Origin of the sequence: Streptomyces sp. FH025, assembly GCF_017427025.1 — a bacterium.
Taxonomy (GTDB): Bacteria; Actinomycetota; Actinomycetes; order Streptomycetales; family Streptomycetaceae; genus Kitasatospora.
The window spans coordinates 1-17,154 of sequence record NZ_JAFLNG010000092.1; the positions used below are offsets into that span (position 1 = coordinate 1).

The following is a 17,154-nucleotide window of genomic DNA, read 5'->3' on the forward strand; positions in this document are numbered from 1 at the left end:
CCGTCCAGGCGGCGGCGAAGGCGCGGACCGCCCCGGTTCCTCCGCCGATCCCGGTCACCTCGGTGAACCGGCCCCCGGTGGCGGCCAGCCGGATGGCCAGTTCGGCGGCGGCCGCCTCCGGCATGAAGGACAGCCGGGGGCTGAAGGGCGGGGTCTGCAGGAAGGCGCCCTCGACCGGGCCGCCCTCCTCGGCCCGCCACCAGCCGAAGACCGGCGGCCGGTCGCCGAACGCGTCCGGCCCCGCCTCGGCCAGCTGGTGCACGACGGTGAGCAGGACGGTGTTCTCGGCCGGGCGGGCGGCCAGGAACTCACCGGCCCGGGCGCGGAAATCGTCGATCGAGGTGCTGAAGGTCCAGGTCATGGCCCATCCTCGCGCGCTCGATCGCCCACCCGCGAACCATTATTCGAGCGCGACGGCGACTCCGAGCCGCTCCGCCAGCACCGCGGGGTCGGTGGTCGGCGCCTCGCAGGCGAAGTGCCGGCACACGTACGCGGCGGGCTCCCCGCCGACCAGCGGCCGGTCCGCCAGCAGCGGCACCTCGTCGGCGGCCTCGGAAGCCCCCGGCGAGCCCACCGCGACCACCGCCCCCGGCGCCGTGCCCAGCAGCGCCGCCCGGCGCAGCGCCTCCGTCGCCCGGTCCCCGGCCGGGCCGACGACGGCGACCTCGCGCGGCCCGTCCAGCAGCGCCTCGGCGACGGCCAGGCCCCAGCCGATGAACCGCGGGGCCCGCCCGGCGAGCGCGCCGACGATGCCGAGGGCGCGCTCGGCGGCCGTCCGGTGCCGGTCGGAGCCGGTGTACGCGGCGTAGGTGAGCAGCGCTCCGGCCGCGGCGGTCCAGCCGGACGGGGTCGCGTTGTCGGTCGGGTCCTGCGGGCGGCGGATGAGCTGCTCGGCGTCGTCGGCGGTGTCGTACAGCGCGCCGGAGGCCTCGTCGGTGAAGTGCTTGAGGACGGTGTCGAGCAGGCCGCCCGCCAGCTGGAGCCACTCCGCCTCGCCGGTGACGGCGTACAGCGCGAGGAAGCCCTCGGCGGTGTCGGCGTAGTCCTCCAGGACGCCCGCGTTGGCGCCGGCCCGGCCGTCCCGGGAGGTGCGCAGCAGCCGCCCGTCGGGGGTGAGGTGGACGGCGAGCAGCAGGTCGGCGGCGCGTTCGGCGGCCTCGACCAGGTCGGGGCGCTCCAGCAGGGCGCCGGTCTCGGCGAGGGCGGCGATGGCGAGGCCGTTCCAGGCGGCGACCACCTTGTCGTCCCGGGCCGGGGCGGGCCGCGCCGCCCGGGCCTCGGACATCCGCCGCCGGATCTCCTCGTACTCGGCGAAGTCCTCAGGGTCTGCGAGGAGTTGGAGCACGGAGGTGCCGTGCTCGAAGGTGCCGTCGGCGGTGACGGTGAACAGCCGGGCGGCGGTGGCCGCGTCGGCCGGGCCGAGCAGGTCGACCAACTGGCCGGGCTCCCAGGCGTAGTAGGCGCCCTCGGCCATCGCGCCGGTCTCCTCGTCGAGGCTGTCGGCGTCCAGCGCGGAGGCGAACGCGCCTTCGGGCGTGCGGAGTTCGCGCAGCAGGAAGTCCGCGGTGGACAGCGCGACCCGGCGGGCGAGCCCGGAGCCGGCGGCCCGCCACAGGTGCAGGTAGGCGCGCAGCAGCAGGGCGTTGTCGTAGAGCATCTTCTCGAAGTGCGGCACCACCCAGCCGGCGTCCACCGCGTACCGGGCGAAGCCGCCGCCGAGCTGGTCGTGGATACCGCCGCGGGCCATCGCCTCGCCGGTGCGGACGGCCATCTCCAGCGCCGCCTCCGAGCCGGTCCTGGCGTGGTGGCGCAGCAGGAACTCGACCACCATGGCCGGCGGGAACTTGGGCGCCCCGCCGAAGCCGCCGCGCGCCTGGTCGAACTCCCGGCTGAGGGCCACCAGCGCCTGGTGCAGGTCCGCATCGCCGGGCGGGTGGTGGGCCCCGGCGGAGTAGACGGCGGCCCGCTCGGCCAGGTCGGCCCGGATCCGCCCGGCGACCTCTCCGACCTCCTGCCGCCGCTCCCGCCAGGCTGCGTCCACGCCGTCGAGCACCTGGCGGAAGGACGGCATCCCGTGCCGGGGCTCGGGCGGGAAGTACGTGCCGAAGTAGAACGGCTCCTGGTCGGGCGTGAGGAAGACCGTCATCGGCCAGCCGCCCTGCCCGGTCGCCGCCTGGACGGCCTCCATGTAGACCGCGTCGACGTCCGGCCGCTCCTCCCGGTCGACCTTGACCGCGACGAACCGCTCGTTCAGGTGCCCGGCGAGCTCGGCGTCCTCGAAGCTCTCGTGCGCCATCACATGGCACCAGTGACAACTCGCGTACCCGACCGACAGCAGCACCGGCACCCCGCGCCGCCGCGCCTCCTCGAACGCGTCGGCCCCCCATTCCCACCAGTCGACGGGGTTCTCGGCGTGCTGCCGGAGGTACGGGGACGTGGCATCGGCCAGGCGATTCGGCATGCCCCCATCCTCGCGCATCGGCGCGCGGTGGGGGCACCCGGTTCACTCCTTGGGGGCTTCCGGCTCCTCCGCGAAGTCGACCTTCTTGAACTGGCGGTTCATGGACTTGGCCAGGAACCAGGTCGCCACGCCGAGGGCGGCGAAGACGACGAAGCCGAGGAGACCGGGGGTGACCTTGGCGTCGTCGACGGCGAGGTCGGCGGCGAGGTTGACGAGGTTCACGGAGGCGCTCATATCTCTATGGTGGCCCGGCTCACGGCGAGCCGGGCCGTCGGGGGGTGGGTCAGTCCCGCGTGTCGGCGACCTCGGCCGCCAGGCTGGGGGTGCGCAGGCCGGCGAACAGGTCGTCCTCCGGCAGGTCCACGTCGATCAGGGTACGGGCGAGCTCGTAGTCCTCGGTGGGCCAGACCTCCCGCTGGACGTCCAGCGGGACGCGGAACCACGGCCCGTCCGGGTCGATCTGGGTGGCGTGGGCGATCAGCGCGCGGTCGCGGGTCTCGAACCAGTCGTCGCAGCGCACCCGGGTGGTGATCTCGCGCTCCTTGCGGCCGCTCTTCTCCCAGCCGGCGATCCACTCGCCGTACGGGGAGTCGTGGCCGTGCTCGGTGAGGTACTGGTGCAGGGCCCGGATGCGGCCCATCGGGAAGCCGTGGTTGTAGTACAGCTTCAGCGGCTGCCAGGGCTCGCCGGCCTCGGGGTACGCGTCCGGGTCCCCGGCGGCGTCGAAGGCCAGCATGGTGATCTTGTGGGTCATGATGTGGTCCGGGTGCGGGTAGCCGCCGTTCTCGTCGTAGGTCGTGATGACCTGCGGCTTGAACTCGCGGATCAGCCGGACCAGCGGCTCGGCCGCCTCCTTGACGTCCTGGAGGGCGAAGCAGCCCTCGGGCAGCGGGGGCAGCGGGTCGCCCTCCGGCAGGCCGGAGTCGACGAAGCCCAGCCAGGCCTGGCGGACGCCGAGGATCGCCCGCGCCTCGTCCATCTCCTTGCGCCGGACCTCGTGGATGTTCTGCTCGATGTACGGGTCCCCCTGGAGCTTGGGGTTGAGGACCGACCCGCGCTCCCCCCCGGTGCAGGTGGCCACGAGCACGTCCACGCCCTGCTCGACGTACATGGCCATGGTGGCCGCGCCCTTGCTGGACTCGTCGTCCGGGTGGGCGTGCACCGCCATCAGTCGCAACTGCTCAGTCAACGCCGTGCGTTCCTTCCACATCGTCGGGCGTTCCGCCAAGCCGGTCTGCCCACCACCGTACGAACCGATCGGTTCGGGGCCGCGTCGCCGCAAGGCAGGCCCGCCGGCTCCTCGCCGACGGGCCGAGCCCCGCCCCCCGCCGGATCGGCCGCGGGCGTGCCCCTCCTATAGTGACGGACTGGAGAGGCGTCGCATTCCCCCGCAGTACCCGCGCGACCCCTCCCTAGGAGAGGACGAAGTCCGATGACTGCACCGACCACCGCCGCGCAGCCGCCCGAGGGCCGCTACGGCCGGCGCGGCAACAGCGAGTCGGACCGCCGCCTGAAGGCGATCGGCGCGGTCTGCGGTGTGCTCGGTCTGGGCCTGATCGCCTGGCTGGGCGGGTCCTACCTGCTGCGCGAGACGAAGATCAACGGCTCGGTGCCGACCTTCCAGGTGCTCTCCGACTCCGAGGTCCAGCTGCACCTCACCGTGCGCAAGAGCGACGGGCAGGCCGGCACCTGCACGGTCCGCTCCCAGGGCGAGGACCACGGGGTGGTCGGGGTGGCCGACTTCCCGGTCCCGGCGACCGGGTCGAGCTACGACGCCACCGTCACCCTGCGCACCACCGCCCGCGGCACCACCGCCGAGCTGCTGGGCTGCACGCCGGCGAAGTAGCCCCGCGAGGTGGGCGGGATCGCCCCGGGACGCATATTCGTCCGGGGGAGCGGGCATCCGTAGGAAGTCCCGCTCCACGTTCCGGTACAGGCCGCTCCTGTACACCGTGGCGCAACCGCGCCGTCAATGACACGACAACGTCTCTCCCGCTTGTCGGCAGGACTTGTTAGGCTCGTGGTTTCGCCCCTTCCGCACCAGCTGGTACGGGAGCGGGCGTTGCTTTGTAGTTAAGACCGATATCGACGACGACCCTGCTGACGACTCACACCCTCAGCACAGCCCCAGCACCTACGAGGAGCACCTGTGACCCAGACCAGCGAGAACGTGACCTGGCTCACTCAGGCCGGCTATGACCAGCTCAAGGCCGAGCTGGATCACCTGACCGGACCCTGGCGCATCGAGATCGCCCAGAAGATCGAGGCGGCGCGCGAGGAGGGCGACCTCAAGGAGAACGCCGGCTATCACGCGGCGAAGGAGGAGCAGGGCAAGTACGAGCTGCGCATCCGCCAGCTGACCCAGCTGCTGGAGCGCGCCAAGGTCGGCGAGGCCCCGGCCGACTCGGGTGTGGTGGCCCCTGGCATGGTCGTCACGGTCGCGTTCGACGGCGACGAGGACGACCTGATGGAGTTCCTGCTCGCCTCGCGCGAGGTCGCGGGCGCCGACGACCTGGACGTCTACTCGCCGCAGTCCCCGCTGGGCCGCGCGATCGACGGCAAGCAGATCGGCGACGAGGCCACCTACGAGCTGCCGAACGGCAAGCCGGCCATGGTGAAGATCGTCAAGGTCGTGCCGCACGCCGGCTGATCCGGCGGCGAGGACGCCGAGGGCGGCCGCGGAGTCCTGGACTCCGCGGCCGCCCTCGGTGCGTGCGGGTGCGGAAACGGTTCAGCCCACGGCCGAGCGGTACTTGCGCACCGACAGCCAGGAGAACACCGCCGTGATCACCAGCGACCACAGCATCGACACCAGCGCCGCGTGCTGCATCGGCCAGGCGGCGTCCACCGGCCCGACCTGGTTGCCGAAGAGGTCCCGGCAGGCCTGCACCGTGGCACTGAACGGGTTCCAGTACCCGACGCCCTGCAGCCAGCCCGGCATCGAGCTGACCGGCACGAAGGCGTTGGACACGAAGGTCAGCGGGAATAGCCAGATCAGCCCGGCCGAGGTGGCCGCCTCGGGGCTGCGCACCGACAGTCCGATCAGCGCGCCGATCCAGGAGAAGGCGTAGCCGAGCAGGAGCAGCAGGCCGAACGCGCCGAGCGCCTTGAGCGCCCCTTCGTGGATCCGCCAGCCGACCAGCAGTGCGACCAGCGCCAGCACGATCAGGGTGAACGCGGTCTGGCACAGGTCCGCGAGGGTGCGGCCGACCAGCACCGCCGAGCGGGCCATCGGCAGCGAGCGGAAGCGGTCCACCAGGCCCTTGGTCATGTCCTCCGCGATGCCGGCCGAGGCGCCGGCGACGGCGAAGGTGACGGTCTGGGCGAAGATGCCGGCCATCAGGAACTGGATGTACGTGCCGGAGCTGGAGTCCGTCCCGGGGATCTTGATCGCCCCGCCCATGACGTACGAGAACAGCAGCACGAACATGACCGGCTGCATCAGCCCGAAGACGACGATCTCGGGTATGCGGGACATCCTGCGCAGGTTGCGTTTCGCGACCACCCAGGAGTCGTGCAGGGTGGCGGACAGGCCCCGGCGGGGCGTCGGCATCGCCGCGCCGATGGCGTGCTCGATGGCGTGCTCGGTGGCGGTGCCCATCTCAGCGGTCCTTTCCGGCCGCGACGGCCTGTTTGTCCGGTTCCGGGTCGTCCGGGCCGTCGGCGCCGTCCGCACCGCCCGCGCCATCGGCACCGCCCGCGCCGTCAGCGGTCTTCCCGCGCCCCCGGCCGCCCCGGCCACTCCCCCTGGAGCCGGCGCCGCTCTCCTCCTCGGCCGCCTCCGCGACATGCCCGGTGAGGGTGAGGAAGACGTCGTCCAGGGTGGGGCGGCGCAGGCCGATGTCGTCGATCTCGATGCCGCGCCCGTCCAGCTCGCGGATGGCGTCGGCGAGCACCCGGGCGCCTCCGCTGACCGGCACGGTGATCTTCCGGGTGTTCCGCTCCACCGCGGGCTCGCCCAGCGCGTACCCGGACAGCGCCGCGACGGCGTCCGCGACCAGGCCCGGGTCGTGCACCACGACCTCGATCCGCTCGCCACCGATCTGCGCCTTGAGCTGGTCGGCGGTGCCGCGGGCGATCACCCGGCCGTGGTCGACCACGGCGATGTCGTGGGCGAGCCGGTCGGCCTCCTCCAGGTACTGGGTGGTGAGCAGCAGCGTGGTGCCCTGCTCGACCAGGGTCTCGATGACCTCCCAGAGCGCGAGCCGGTTGCGCGGGTCGAGGCCGGTGGTCGGCTCGTCCAGGAACATCACCGGCGGCCGGACGACCAGCGCGGCGGCGAGGTCCAGTCGGCGGCGCATGCCGCCGGAGTAGGTCTTGGCGGTGCGGTCCTTGGCCTCGGTGAGGTTGAACCACTCCAGCAGCTCCAGCGCGCGGGCCTTCGCGTCGCGGGTGCTCATCTGGTACAGCTCGCCGACCATCGTGAGGTTCTCGAAGCCGGTCAGGTACTCGTCGACCGCCGCGTACTGGCCGGACAGGCCTATCAGGCTGCGGACCCGGTTCGGGTGCTTGAGCACGTCGACGCCGGCCACCACCGCGCGGCCGGAGTCGGGGCGCAGCAGCGTGGTCAGGACGCGCACGGTGGTGGTCTTGCCGGCACCGTTCGGGCCGAGCAGCCCGAGCACCGTGCCCTCGGGGACGTCGAGGCTGACGCCGTCCAGGGCTCGTACGTCGCCGAAGGTCTTCACCAGGTTCTCGGCTTGGATGGCTGGCGCCATGGGCCTGCCTCATCTCCTCGGACGAATTGTGAGTGATCTGCCCCACTCTGTCCGGTTTTCGCACAGGTGGACAGGTGGGCGACTCGGTTCTCACCCGCGGAGAGAGAACGCGATGTATCGCGAGTCTGGCAACTCGCGATACATCGCGTCAAGGGGATTGAGAGGAGTCCGCGGTATTCAGCCGGAGACGACGTACCCCGCGTCCCGCAGCTCGCCGAGCACCAGCGTGCAGTGCTCCGGCCCCTTGGTCTCCAGGTGCAGGTCCACCTCGACCTCGGTCAGCCCCAGCCGCGGGTCGATCCGTACGTGCGCGACGTCCAGCACGTTGGCGTCCACCGTGGTCAGCACCGCCAGCAGGTCCGCCAGCGAGCCCGGCTTGTCCGCCAGCCGCACCCGCAGCGACAGGTAGCGCCCGGCCGCCGCCAGGCCGTGCCGCAGCACCCGCTGCATCAGCTGCGGATCGATGTTGCCGCCGGACAGCACCGCCACCACCGGCCCCTCGAAGGAGTCCGGACGCTCCAGCAGCGCCGCGATCGGGGCCGCCCCGGCCGGCTCGACCACCAGCTTCAGCCGTTCCAGGGCGAGCAGCAGGGCGCGGGACAGCGCGTCCTCGGAGACCGTACGGATGCCGTCCGCCAGCGTGTTGACCACCTCGAAGGGGATGTCGCCGGGGCGCCCGACCATGATCCCGTCGGCCATCGTGGAGAAGTGCTCCAGCGACACCGGCCGGCCCGCCGCCAGCGAGGGCGGGTACGCGGCCGCTCCGGCCGCCTGCACCCCGACCACCCGGACGTCCGGCCGCAGCGGCTTGACCGCCGCCGCGATCCCGGCCAGCAGGCCGCCGCCGCCCACCCCGACCAGGATGGTGCGCACCTCGGGGCACTGCTCCAGGATCTCCAGGCCCACCGTCGCCTGGCCGGTGACCACGTCCCAGTGGTCGAAGGGGTGGATGAACACCGCGCCGGTCGCCTCCGAGTACCGCTGCGCGGCCTGGAGCGCCTCGTCCACGGTCGCGCCGTGCAGCCGCACCTCGGCGCCGTACTCGCGGGTGGCCGCGACCTTCGGCAGCGGCGCCGCGACCGGCATGAAGACGGTCGAGCGCACCCCCAGCAGCGACGCCGCCAGCGCCACCCCCTGGGCGTGGTTGCCGGCGCTCGCCGCCACCACCCCGCCGGCCCTCTGCACCGGCGAGAGTCCCGCGATCCGCACGTACGCCCCGCGCAGCTTGAAGGAACCGGTGCGCTGGAGGTTCTCGCACTTCAGGTGGACCGGCGAGCCGATCAGTCCGGACAGGTGCCGACTGCTCTCCATCGGGGTCACCCGGGCGACCCCGGCGAGCATCTTCTGGGCACCGCGGACGTCGTCGAGGGTGATCGGCCAGTTGTGCATGGGGCCAGGGTAGGGCGCTCCGTGTGGGGCGGGTCGGATCAGCGCGCGGCGTTGGGGTGCGTGCATCGCAAGGCGGAGGAGGGAGTCCATGCGGAGCATCGGCGACTGACGACAACGCGGCGAGGTGCGCTCGTGCCCTGGGGGTACCTCCCGGCCGAAGGCTGGGGGAGCGTCGCGCGCCCGGCCTGCCCCACACGGAGCGCCCCGGGTTACCGGCGCCGGCAACCGGGGACGTCGGGCCTGTTCCCGGGCCCGCTCCGCCCGCGTACGCTGCTGCTTCTGAGCCTCCCTCACCGCATGACGATCGTGAGCCGCGATGACGACGCCCTCGCCCCAGGCCACCGACCGAACCGAGCCCGTGCACACCCGACTCCAGTACCAGTTGGCGCTGTTCGCCCGCCGGATGGAACAGGTCCGGACCTCCGGCGACGTCGGCGCACTGGACCGGGCCGCCTACCTGCTGCTCGACCGCCTGGAGCGGCACGGGCCGGCGAACGTCAAGGCACTCGCCGAGGCCCTCGGCGTGGACTCCTCCACGGTGACCCGGCAGGTCGCCCCGCTGGTCGCGGCCGGGCTGGTCGGCCGGGTGCAGGACCCGGCCGACCGCCGCGCCGTACGGCTCGCGCTGACCCCGGGCGGCTGCGGCCGGCTCGCCGAAGTACGGGACTGCCGGGCCGAGTTGACCCGCCGCCTGGTGGCCGACTGGCCGCCCGAGGAGCAGCACGCGTTCTGCGCCCTGCTGGCCCGCTTCAACCACGCGATGGAGTCGTACTCCGCGGACCGGCAAGGGCGGTAACGGCCTCAGCCCAGCGCCTGCTTGAGGTCGGCCAGCAGGTCGTCGATCGACTCGATGCCGACCGAGACGCGCACCAGGTCGGCCGGCACCTCCAGCGGCGAACCGGCCGCCGAGGCGTGGGTCATCCGGCCCGGGTGCTCGATCAGCGACTCCACACCGCCCAGCGACTCGCCCAGGGTGAACAGCTGCGTCCGGTTGCAGACCTCGACGGCCGCCTCCTCGCCGCCGGCGACCCGGAACGAGACCATGCCGCCGAAGGCCTTCATCTGCTTGGCGGCGATGTCGTGGCCGGGGTGCTCGGGCAGGCCCGGGTAGAGCACCTGGCTGACCTTGGGGTGGCTCGCCAGCAGCTCGGCGACCTTCTCCGCGTTGGCGCTGTGCCGGTCCATGCGGACGCCCAGCGTCTTGATGCCGCGCATCACCAGCCAGGCGTCGAACGGCCCGGAGACGGCGCCCATCGCGTTCTGGTGGTACGCGACCTCCTCGCCCAGGCCCGCGTCGGCCAGCACCAGCGCACCGCCGACGACGTCCGAGTGGCCGCCCATGTACTTGGTGGTGGAGTGCACGACCGCGTCCGCGCCGAGCGCGATCGGCTGCTGGAGGTACGGGCTGGCGAAGGTGTTGTCGACGACCAGCAGCGCCCCGGCACCGTGCGCGACCTCGGCGAGCGCGGCCAGGTCGGTGATGCCCAGCAGCGGGTTGGACGGGGTCTCCACCCACACCGCGCGGGTGTCGGGGCGCAGCGCGGCCCGGACGTCGTCCAGGTTCTGGGTGTTGGCGACGGAGAACTCGACGCCCCAGCGGATCAGCACCTTGGCGAACAGCCGGAAGGTGCCGCCGTAGGCGTCGTTGGGGATCACGATGTGGTCGCCCGGCTTGAGGATCGTGCGCAGCAGGGTGTCCTCGGCGGCCAGGCCGGAGGCGAAGGCGAGGCCGCGGGCGCCGCCCTCCAGCGCCGCGAGGCACTCCTCCAGCGCGGTGCGGGTCGGGTTGGCGCTGCGGCTGTACTCGTAGCCGCCCCGCAGGCCGCCCACCCCGTCCTGCTTGTAGGTGGACACCTGGTAGATCGGCGTGACGACGGCCCCGGTCTGGGGGTCGGCCTCCTGACCCGCGTGGATGGCGAGGGTCTCGAAGCCCTGGGGAAGCTGGTGCTCGGTCATGGCCCCGAGCCTAGTGGGCGAATGCTGTCAAGCCCGTCCGAACCGGAAACCGGCAGTGAACCCGCAGGTGGGAGCGGGGATCCGGCAGGCGCGAACGGTGGTGCGCCGGTCGGTGGCGGCCGCTACGATCTGCACCTGCCGTACACATGTTCACCATGCAACAATCGCGCGTCGCGCTGCCGTCGCGCCCCGGGGAGGATCACCGCATGGGCGCGCCCCAGCGTTCCACCGGCATGAGCACGTCCGGCCGCGCCGCCATGGCCGTGGCCCTGCTCGCCGGCTTCTACCTGCTCGCCCTCGGCATCATCGTGGGCCTTCTCGCCGTCGACATCGCCCTGTACCAGGCGTCGGACCACCTGCGCCCGGCGCTGTTCAAGGTCTGGGCGCTGACCGCAGCGATCGCCTACCCGGTGCTCCGGGTGGTGTTCCTGACCCGTCACCGCCGCGAGGACGGCGAGCTGCCCGGCGTGCCCGTCACCCGCGAGCAGCAGCCCGCCCTCTGGGCGATGGTCGACCGGATCGCCGAGCGGACGGGCGTGCGCGGACCGGCCGAGATCCGGCTCGTGCCCGAGGTCAACGCCGGCGTGCGGGAGGAGACCAGGCTGCTCGGCCTGGTCCCCGGCAAACGGCACCTGGTGATCGGCGTCCCGCTGTTGATGGGCCTCACCGAGGGCGAGCTGGAGGCCGTCCTGGCCCACGAGTTCGGCCACTACAGCAACCGGGACGTCAAGCTGGCCGCCATCACCGTCGCCGGTCGGGGCGCCATCCTGAAGACCGTCGGCGGGCTGCACCAGCGCGCCGACCAGCACCAGGCCGAGGAGGCCGCCAAGCTGGCCGCCAAGGCCGAGAAGCGGCTGGCCAAGGGCCGCAAGCCGTCCGACGAGAAGGCCGGCGGCGGTGTCGACCGGGTCCTCGCCAAGCTCTTCACCCTCTACGCCAAGCTCTACTTCCGGGTCTCCGAGGCGGTCGGCCGCCGCCAGGAGTACGCCGCCGACCTCGTCGCCGCCCAGCTGGCGGGCCGGGACGCCACCGCCTCCGCGCTGCGCAAGATGCCGGTGCTGGACTCCGCCCAGGACTTCTACCTCGGCCGCTACGCCACCATCGGCTGGGACGCCGGCCTGCTCCCGCCGCCCGGCGAGGTCTACGGCGGCCTGCGGCACCTGCTGAGCGACCCGAAGCGCCGGCAGGAGCTCGCCGAGTACGCGCTCGAACTGCCCGAGCACGAGCCCGACCCGTACGACTCGCACCCGCCGATCGACCGCCGGGTCGCCGCGATCGAGGCGCTGCCGGACGACGGTCGCGGGGCCGGCGCGACCGGGCCGGCCCTCGCCCTGCTGCACGACGCCGAGCGGGTGCTGGCCGAACTGGAGGTCGTCTCGCTGATCCCCGAGGCGGCCGGCAAGCAGCGGGTCGAGTGGCCCGAGCTGGTCCACGGGGCGATGCTGACCCACGCCCGCGCGGCGGCCGCCCCGGCCTTCGGCGCGCTGACCGCGCTGGGCCTGGCGCCCACCGTCCACGGTCTGCTCGACGCCGTCGACGCCGGCCGGGGCTGGGAGTTCACCGACCGGCTGCCGAAGAGCGAGCAGGCCGCCGCCGCCACCGGCCGGGCCGCCCGCGAGTTCGCCCGCCCGGTGCTGCGCGAGGAGTTGGCGCACGCCGCCGTCGTCGCCCTGGCCGAGGCCGGCCGGGCCCGCTGGGAGCTCTCCTGGTCCGGACCGGCCGACCTCACCCTGCCGGACGGCTTCGAGGACGGCTTCGACGCGGCCCTCGACGCCGCCTGCGCCGACCGTCCGGACACCGCGCCGCTGCGGGCGCTGCTCGCCGGGGCCGGCCTGCCCGCGCCCGCCGCACCGGCCGCACCGGCCGCACCGGCCGTCTGACCGGGTCAACCACCAAGCCACGGAAGGAAGTTCGTTGATCGCCGTCATCGTGCTGGTCGTCGTCGGCCTCGTCCTGCTGTTCCCCGTCGTGATGACCCGACTGGCCAAGCGCAAACTGGCCCAGCTGGAGCGCGCCAAGGCCACCATCGCGGCCCACGAGGAGCGGCTCGCCGAGGAGCGGCAGGCGCAGAACACCATCATCCCGGAGGACCACGGGCTGCTGCTCGGCAAGGACCTCGTCCTGTTCGGCGGGCCCGGCCCCGAGGAGGCGGCCGCCCTCGACGCCGCCAAGGCCGGCGACTGGCGGCCGATCGCCACCCACCTCGCCGAGGACGGCACCCCCGACGTCCGCTGGCGGCGCCTGTTCGGGGCGGCCGACCTCGCGGCCCAGGACGACACCTGGCTGCGCGCCTGGCGCGAGGAGCGGCCGCAGGACCCGACCGCCGCGCTGCTGCACGCGGACGCCCTGGTCGCCCTGGCCTGGACCATCCGGACCAGCGCCCGGGCCAGCGACGTCACCCGCGAGCAGTTCCAGGGTTTCCACCGGGTCCTGACCGAGGCCGAGCAGGCATGCGCGGAGGCGGCCGCCCTCGCTCCCGACGACCCCAACCCGTGGGCGGCCCTGATCGGCGTCGCCATGGGCCTCAACTACCCCAACGACCGGTTCCGCGAGCTCTGGGCCGAGCTGACCAAGCGCGACCCGCACCACTGGGGCGCGCACAACCGGGCGCTGCAGTACTGGTGCCAGAAGTGGCACGGCAGCCACGAGGCGATGCACGCCTTCATCGACGAGGCGATCGCCGCCGCCCCGGTCGGCAGCCTGCTCGCGCCGATCAAGCTGGAGGCGTTCTGGGAGCAGTTCGTCCGGGACCGCGAGAACACCCCCGCCTCGTGGCAGCGCCCCGAGGTCGGCGCCGCCCTGGACGCGGCGCTCGCCGACCTCGCCGCCGCCGACCCCGCCGGCATCCGCATCACCTACACCCGCGGCTGGCTGGCGTACGGCCTGACCAAGGCCGGCCGGCACACCGAGGCGCTGGAGCAGTTCCAGGCGCTCGGCCGGTTCATCCCGCCACCGTTCACCGGCTTCAACGACCCCCGGCAGTTCTTCATCGACCTGCGGATCGACGCCGTCAAGGGCGCCGTCGCGGCGAAGGAGGCCGCGCGGCAGCAGGCCTGACCGCTCCCGCACGGGCCCCACGGCCGCTCCCGGAATCCGGGAGCGGCCGTACGCGTTTCACCCAGCGCCACCTTTCCCGACCCGCTGGAGCAGGCCGTGCTGTTCAACCGCCACAAGACCTCGCTCGTTCCCGCCGATCAGGCACTGCCCGGCCGGGCCGCCCCGGCCTTCACCCTGACCGAGCCGCACACCGTGCTCGGCCACCCGCTCACCGGGCCGTACCCGGAGGGCCTGGAGGTGGCCGACTTCGGGCTGGGCTGCTTCTGGGGTGCAGAGCGCACGTTCTGGCGGCTGCCCGGCGTCTGGACGACGCTGGTCGGCTACCAGGGCGGCCACACGCCCAACCCGACGTACGAGGAGGTGTGCAGCGGGCTGACCGGGCACACCGAGGCGGTCCGGGTGGTGTTCGACCCTGCGGTGGTCTCCTACGAGCGCCTGCTGAAGGCCTTCTGGGAGGCGCACGACCCGACCCAGGGCAACCGCCAGGGCAATGACGTGGGCACCCAGTACCGCTCCGCGCTCTACACCCACTCCCCCGCCCAGGCCGCCGCCGCGACCGCCACCCGGGACGCCTTCCAGCCCGCCCTGACCGCGCTCGGTTACGGGTCGATCACCACCGAGATCGCCCCGGCCGGCCCGTTCTACCCGGCCGAGCCGTACCACCAGCAGTACCTGTCGGACGCCAAGAACCCCAACGGCTACTGCGGCCTCGGCGGCACCGGCGCCTCCTGCCCGATCGGCGTGGCCCGCACCCGGGACTGACCCGGGGCGCCGCGACCCATGTGACCGATCCCCGGCCCCGGCGCAGACTGGAAGGGCCGGAAGGGGCGGCCCGGCCACCCACCGGCGGCCGGGCCGCCCTCGTCGAGAGGAGCGCGCCATGTCCGGTCCCTACCGACGGAACTTCGACGACCCCGAGGAAGTCCGGCCCTTCGAGGAGGGCAAGGGGGAGCTGCGCCTGGTGAACCTGGACGGCGGCCCGGTGGGACGGGCCGTGTTCGAGCCGGGCTGGCGGTGGTCCAAGCACGTGAAGCCGATCGCCGGGACCGACAGCTGCCAGGCCGCCCACGCCGGGTACGTGGTCTCCGGCCGGATGAAGCTGGTCATGGACGACGGTCAGGAGTGCGAGATCGGCCCCGGCGACTTCATGTCCTGCCCGCCCGGGCACGACGCCTGGACGGTCGGCGAGGAGCCCTGCGTGATCGTCGACTGGCAGGGCTTCGCCGACTACGCCAAGCGCTGACCACCGGGCGCCGACCGGGCGGCCCGCTCGCCGCCCGGCCCACACCGACGGCGCGCCTCAGACGGCGCTGCCGGCCTTCCAGGCGGTCCAGGTCATGTTCCAGCCGTTCAGCCCGTTGTCCGGGGCGACGGTCTTGTCCCCGGAGTTCAGGACCTCGACCACGTCGCCGACCATCGAGGACTTGTAGAACTTGTAGCCGTCCGTGCTGCTGTCCTGCGCGCCCTTGGCGTCCATCAGGCCGACGCAGCCGTGGCTGGTGTTCTGGCCGCCGAAGATCGACGGCGAGGACCAGTAGTTGCCGTGGATGAAGGTGCCGGAGGTCGTGAGGCGCTGGGCGTGCGGCACGTCGGCGATGTCGTACTCACTGCCCAGGTTGACGGTCTGCGAGTTCATCCGGGTCTGGGTGAACTGCTCGGAGATGACCATCTTGCCGCCCCAGGTGGTGTGCTCGGGCGAGCCACCGGAGATCTTGTAGACGGCGCTGACCTGACCGTCCGTGGTGACGGTGAGCTTCTTGGCGGCGAGGTCGGCGACGCTGGTCTGGGCGCGGCCGATGGTGAAGCGGACGTCCTTGGACTGGGTGCCGAACACGCCCTTGGCGCCCTCGACGTCCTTGAGCCGGAGCTTCAGGGTGACCTTGGTGCCCTTGGCCCAGTACTCCTGCGGCCGGAAGTCGAGGCGGGTGCTGGAGAACCAGTGTCCGACGATCTCGACGCCCGGCTCGGCTATCACCGTGATCGCCTGCTGGACGGCCTTGCGGTCGGTGATCGGCTTGCTGAAGTTGATCGAGACGGGCATGCCGACGCCGACCGTCGAGCCGTCCTCGGGGGTGAAGTAGCCGACGAAGGTGTTGGCCGGGGTCGCCGTGGTGAAGGAGGCGTTGGAGTCCGCCTCCAGCTTGTCCTTGTCGAGGGCGGTGGCGACGACGGCGTACTTGGTACCGCTCGCGGGAGCGGCGGCCGAGGTCCAGCTGGTGCCGTCGGTGGAGAGCTGGCCGGCCAGCTCCTTGCCGGTGGAGTCGGTGACCTTGACGGCGGTCAGGGTGCCGCCCGTGACGGCGACCTTGACCGGGTCGCTGAAGCTGGCGCCGGTGGCGCCGTCCGCCGGCGTGACGGTGATGACGGCGGCCGAGGTCTTCGGGGCGGGGGTGCTCCCGCCGCCGCCCGAGGCCGGGGTGCCGTTGGCGCCACCGGAGCCGTTGCCGCCGCTCCCGCTCCCACTGGCGCTGTTGTCGTTGCAGGCCGCGAGCAGCAGGACCGGCGCACCGATCAGGCCCGCGAGCACTCCGCGCCGGCTCCAGTTGCCTCCGGCCACCCGCCCTTGACCGCCCCGTGCCGTCACGTCGCGTCTCCCTGCTGATCTTCTCGGGCATTTACGGATACAGAAACGCAATCCGCCCGTTCACGGTTCCATCACCGAAGGGTAAGCGATCGTATGAGATGACCCAACTTGCCTCTGAACATGGACAAAACGCCCGACCCGCCGAAGCGGACCGGGCGTTCACCCCGTGGTGGCGGTACGAGCCGACCGCTACTGCGCGGAGTCGTCCACGGTGTACTCGTCCCACTCCTCGCTCTCGGGGTCGAACTCGGTCTGCGCCGACTCCCAGGTCGCCGAGGCGAGCTCGATGCCCGGGACGTCGCCGAGCAGCGCGACCGGGTCGATGAAGTGGGCGAGCGAGCCCGACGGGTCCACCTCGATGGCCTCGACGGACTGGGCCCGCTCCTCGTCGTCGAGGTACTCGTCCTCGGCGACCTGCTGCAGGGCAGCGGCCTTGAGCGCGCCCTCGTCGGTGATCTCCGCGATGAGCTCGATCTTGAGCCGGACGTAGCGCGGGGCGTCCTGCTCGGTCGTTTCAGTGCTGGTCATGCGAGCGAGCGTACGGGACGGCGGGCCGCCCGCACGCACGGGAAGGCGCGCGGGAAGGGCCGGTCCCTCGGATCGGGACCGGCCCCACCACGCTCCGCCTGGGCTCCCCCACCCGGGAGCCGCGGAGCCGCGCCGTACGGCGCGGTGATCGTCCGCGGGAACCGCCGCACACCCTGTCGACCGGCCGGAGCCGGACAGGGGCGGGACGACGGCGCCTCCCGCGGAGGGCCCCTCCCTCCGTCGCCGGTCGGGGAGGGCGGGCACGCCGGTCCGGGCCAGGACCGACCGACGTGTCCGGAGCCGACCGCGGTCGCCGGGGAGCCGCTCCCGGTGGACCGCCGCCGTCTCGCTCGGCGTCTTGCCGTGGACACCACCATGCCGGAGCGTTGTTAACCACATGCTGCGGACAGGTGACGCCGGTGTACCACTTCGCCCGTGGACGAATCCTCCGCATCCGGCGG

General features: G+C 72.9%; 16 protein-coding genes and 1 pseudogene. 7 read left to right on the forward strand and 10 right to left on the reverse strand.

Annotated elements, in window-relative coordinates; genetic code table 11:
- The 4 genes and pseudogenes from J0670_RS09745 to mca form a co-directional block, all read right to left on the reverse strand.
- Positions 1-361, reverse strand: a pseudogene (locus tag J0670_RS09745) (GNAT family N-acetyltransferase); the annotation flags it as partial.
- Positions 362-400: 39 nt separating this feature from the next.
- The gene (locus J0670_RS09750) at positions 401-2,461 is read right to left on the reverse strand and encodes a thioredoxin domain-containing protein (RefSeq protein ID WP_207811062.1); all 2,061 of its coding nucleotides are present in this window, start codon (positions 2,459-2,461) and stop codon (positions 401-403) included.
- Positions 2,462-2,503: 42 nt separating this feature from the next.
- Complete coding sequence (locus J0670_RS09755; RefSeq protein WP_207811063.1) at positions 2,504-2,695, reverse strand: hypothetical protein; 192 nt, start codon at positions 2,693-2,695, stop codon at positions 2,504-2,506.
- A 49-nt stretch (positions 2,696-2,744) separates the two neighbouring features.
- Positions 2,745-3,650 carry a mycothiol conjugate amidase Mca gene (gene mca / locus J0670_RS09760; RefSeq protein WP_207811064.1) on the reverse strand — a complete coding sequence of 302 codons (906 nt, stop codon included), beginning with the start codon at positions 3,648-3,650 and terminating at the stop codon, positions 2,745-2,747.
- A gap of 243 nt (positions 3,651-3,893) precedes the next feature.
- Here mca and J0670_RS09765 point away from each other — a divergent pair, with 243 nt between their 5' ends.
- On the forward strand, positions 3,894-4,307 hold the full coding sequence (locus J0670_RS09765) for a DUF4307 domain-containing protein (RefSeq protein WP_207811065.1): 414 nt from the start codon (positions 3,894-3,896) through the stop codon (positions 4,305-4,307).
- A 303-nt stretch (positions 4,308-4,610) separates the two neighbouring features.
- Positions 4,611-5,111, forward strand: coding sequence for a transcription elongation factor GreA (gene greA, locus J0670_RS09770; RefSeq protein ID WP_207811066.1), 501 nt, complete (start codon positions 4,611-4,613; stop codon positions 5,109-5,111).
- Between the two features lie 81 nt (positions 5,112-5,192).
- Here the strand turns inward: greA and J0670_RS09775 are convergent, their stop codons facing one another.
- The 3 genes from J0670_RS09775 to ilvA form a co-directional block, all read right to left on the reverse strand.
- Positions 5,193-6,062: an ABC transporter permease gene (locus J0670_RS09775; RefSeq protein WP_207811067.1), complete on the reverse strand. Its 870-nt coding sequence runs from the start codon at positions 6,060-6,062 to the stop codon at positions 5,193-5,195.
- A gap of 1 nt (position 6,063) precedes the next feature.
- Positions 6,064-7,179 carry an ATP-binding cassette domain-containing protein gene (locus J0670_RS09780; RefSeq protein ID WP_207811068.1) on the reverse strand — a complete coding sequence of 372 codons (1,116 nt, stop codon included), beginning with the start codon at positions 7,177-7,179 and terminating at the stop codon, positions 6,064-6,066.
- Positions 7,180-7,356: 177 nt separating this feature from the next.
- The gene (gene ilvA, locus J0670_RS09785) at positions 7,357-8,568 is read right to left on the reverse strand and encodes a threonine ammonia-lyase (RefSeq protein WP_207811069.1); all 1,212 of its coding nucleotides are present in this window, start codon (positions 8,566-8,568) and stop codon (positions 7,357-7,359) included.
- A gap of 316 nt (positions 8,569-8,884) precedes the next feature.
- Here ilvA and J0670_RS09790 point away from each other — a divergent pair, with 316 nt between their 5' ends.
- Entirely contained in the window at positions 8,885-9,364 is a 480-nt protein-coding gene (locus tag J0670_RS09790; RefSeq protein ID WP_207811070.1) for a MarR family winged helix-turn-helix transcriptional regulator, read from the forward strand.
- Between the two features lie 5 nt (positions 9,365-9,369).
- Here J0670_RS09790 and J0670_RS09795 read toward each other — a convergent pair whose 3' ends face one another.
- Positions 9,370-10,524, reverse strand: coding sequence for a cystathionine gamma-synthase (locus J0670_RS09795; protein WP_207811071.1), 1,155 nt, complete (start codon positions 10,522-10,524; stop codon positions 9,370-9,372).
- Between the two features lie 206 nt (positions 10,525-10,730).
- Between J0670_RS09795 and J0670_RS09800 the strand changes: the two genes are divergently transcribed.
- The 4 genes from J0670_RS09800 (at position 10,731) to J0670_RS09815 (ending at position 14,824) form a co-directional block, all read left to right on the forward strand.
- Positions 10,731-12,404, forward strand: coding sequence for a M48 family metalloprotease (locus tag J0670_RS09800; protein ID WP_243436783.1), 1,674 nt, complete (start codon positions 10,731-10,733; stop codon positions 12,402-12,404).
- A 34-nt stretch (positions 12,405-12,438) separates the two neighbouring features.
- Complete coding sequence (locus tag J0670_RS09805) at positions 12,439-13,581, forward strand: hypothetical protein (protein ID WP_207811072.1); 1,143 nt, start codon at positions 12,439-12,441, stop codon at positions 13,579-13,581.
- Positions 13,582-13,677: 96 nt separating this feature from the next.
- Positions 13,678-14,343 (forward strand): peptide-methionine (S)-S-oxide reductase MsrA, encoded by a 666-nt coding sequence (gene msrA, locus J0670_RS09810; protein ID WP_207811073.1) that lies wholly within the window; start codon positions 13,678-13,680, stop codon positions 14,341-14,343.
- Between the two features lie 118 nt (positions 14,344-14,461).
- Complete coding sequence (locus J0670_RS09815; RefSeq protein WP_207811074.1) at positions 14,462-14,824, forward strand: cupin domain-containing protein; 363 nt, start codon at positions 14,462-14,464, stop codon at positions 14,822-14,824.
- A gap of 57 nt (positions 14,825-14,881) precedes the next feature.
- Here J0670_RS09815 and J0670_RS09820 read toward each other — a convergent pair whose 3' ends face one another.
- The gene (locus J0670_RS09820; protein ID WP_307806458.1) at positions 14,882-16,165 is read right to left on the reverse strand and encodes an Ig-like domain-containing protein; all 1,284 of its coding nucleotides are present in this window, start codon (positions 16,163-16,165) and stop codon (positions 14,882-14,884) included.
- Positions 16,166-16,354: 189 nt separating this feature from the next.
- Complete coding sequence (locus tag J0670_RS09825) at positions 16,355-16,693, reverse strand: hypothetical protein (RefSeq protein WP_207811075.1); 339 nt, start codon at positions 16,691-16,693, stop codon at positions 16,355-16,357.
- Positions 16,694-17,154: the final 461 nt, after the last annotated feature.